The sequence below is a fragment of the Synechocystis sp. LEGE 06083 genome (assembly GCF_015207725.1).
Taxonomy (GTDB): Bacteria; Cyanobacteriota; Cyanobacteriia; order Cyanobacteriales; family Microcystaceae; genus Synechocystis; species Synechocystis salina.
Map to the genome: position 1 here is coordinate 1 of NZ_JADEWJ010000397.1, position 2326 is coordinate 2326.

Annotated in this window: 2 protein-coding genes; both read left to right on the plus strand. The window is 53.6% G+C overall.

Features of this window, described 5'->3' with window-relative positions:
- Positions 1–1218: efflux RND transporter permease subunit (locus IQ219_RS19045; protein WP_194073654.1), on the plus strand; the 1218-nt coding region annotated here is incomplete at its 5' end.
- 83 nt (positions 1219–1301) lie between these two features.
- A partial coding sequence (locus IQ219_RS19050; RefSeq protein ID WP_194073655.1) for an aldehyde dehydrogenase family protein occupies positions 1302–2326 on the plus strand: 1025 nt, incomplete at its 3' end.

The window sequence follows — 2326 nt, forward strand, 5'->3', positions numbered from 1 at the left end:
GGCTTACGTAGTACCGGAGGTCTGGAGTTTTATGTGCAAAACCGCGGTGGTATTCCCCTGGATAATTTTTTGGACTACATCCAGGAATTTATGGGGAAATTACGCCAGGAACCCGCCCTAGACCCCCGCACCGTCTTTACCCAGTTCACTTTTAATGCTCCCCTGTTGGAAATTAGTGTGGACCGGGAGAAGGCCAATGCCCAAAATGTTGATATTTCCGAGGTGTTCAGCACCATTGGCACCTATATGGGCTCCAACTATATCAACCAGTTTGTTTTGGAAGGACGACTCTACCAGGTCTATGCCATGGCCGATGGGGAATTTCGTTCCAATCCCCGGGACATTGGCCGACTCTATGTCCGTTCCCGCACGGGAGCTTTAGTGCAGTTAAGCAATCTGGTGGAGGTGAAACAAACTACCCACCCACCGATTTTGACCCACTTTAATATCTACCCCGCTGTGGACGTCCAAGCATCCCCTGCCGCTGGTTACAGTACAGGGCAGGCGATGGCGGCAATGGAAAGGCTGTCGAAGGAATTATTCCCTGAATCCATTGGCTATGCCTGGTATGGCACCGGCTATGAAGAATTGCAATCCGCCGGGGCGGCACCGATCATTTTTGGGTTGGCTTTCATCATGGTTTTCCTAGTACTGTCTGCCCAGTATGAAAGCTATGTGGACCCGGCCATCATTATGATGACTGTGCCCCTAGCAATTTTGGGCGCCATGGGGGCGATTCTCCTGCGGGCCAATTTCATGGTGGCCACCAATATGGTTTGGCCGGCGGTGAACAATAACGTCTATGCCCAGGTGGCGTTGGTGATGTTGATCGGTCTAGCTAGTAAAAACGCCATTTTGATTGTGGAGTTTGGCAACCAGGCCATGGATTTGGGCATGAAGATTCCCCAGGCGGCGGCCTTTGCGGCCAAGGAAAGGATGCGACCGATTTTAATGACGGCTATTTCTGGGTTGGTGGGTTTCTGGCCCTTGGTGATTGCTTCTGGAGCGGGGGCCATGAGCCGTTGGTCTTTGGGAACGGCCATTTTTGGTGGTTATCTAATTTCCACCGTTCTTAGTTTGTTCTTGGTGCCGGTGCTTTACACCATTGTTAAAGAAGCTGAAGCCCGCTTCTTGAAAGGGGAGAAAGGGGAAGACGGCTCCAATCCCCCTCCTCCACCGGAGGAAGATAACGGAGATCCCGTCACCAACCCAAGCTAGCAGGATCCCATGAAGGAGACCTAGACTGGTAGGGGAAAGCCCATGGCTTTTGAGGGAACTTAAACTGCGGGAGGGATTAACCCATGGCGATCGCCACTATCAATCCGGCCAATGGCCAAACAGTGCAAACTTTCACCCCCCATAGTGCGGCGGCGGTGGATGCCAAACTGGATTTGGCCCAGGAAACGTTCCGGAGTTTTCGAGCTTTACCCTTTGCTCAAAGGGGACAATGGTTGCGACGGGCGGCGGATATTCTGGAAGAACGGCGGGATGAATGGGCGCACCTCATGACCCTGGAAATGGGTAAACCAGTCCAACAGGCGATCGCCGAAGTTAATAAATGTGCGCTGGTTTGTCGTTTCTATGCCGATCAGGCCGAGGAATTTCTGGCCGATGAGATGGTGGCCACCGATGCCAGCCAGAGTTTTATTGCCTACCAACCCCTGGGGGTGATTTTAGCGGTGATGCCCTGGAATTTTCCCTTTTGGCAGGTGTTTCGTTTTGCGGCTCCGGCCTTGATGGCGGGCAATGTGGGTCTGCTCAAACACGCTTCCAACGTGCCCCAATGTGCCCTGGCGATCGCCGAAATTTTCCAGACAGCGGGCTTTCCCGAGGGCGCTTTTCAAACCCTATTAATTGGAGGCAAAGCGGCCAGTGAGTTAATGGCCGACGACCGTATCCAAGCGGGAACCTTGACGGGCAGTGAACCCGCCGGGGCTAGTTTCGCCAGCGCCGCCGCCCAACAAATTAAAAAAACCGTGTTGGAACTGGGGGGTTCTGACCCCTTCATCGTTTTGGAAGATGCAAACTTAGACCAAGCTATCCAAACAGCGGTGCCGGCCAGAATGCAAAACAATGGGCAATCCTGCATTGCCGCCAAAAGATTCATTGTCCAAGCCAGCATTGCCGAGGAGTTTTTCCAGCGTCTAACCGAAGAATTTCAAGCTCTGAAAGTGGGGGACCCCAGTGAACCGAGCACGGACATCGGCCCCCTGGCCACCCCCGATATCTTGGCCGACATTGTTGATCAAGTGGAGCAAACCATGGCTGCTGGGGCCCGGTGTCGTTGTGGCGGCCAAGCCCTAGACCAACCAGGCTACTACTACCC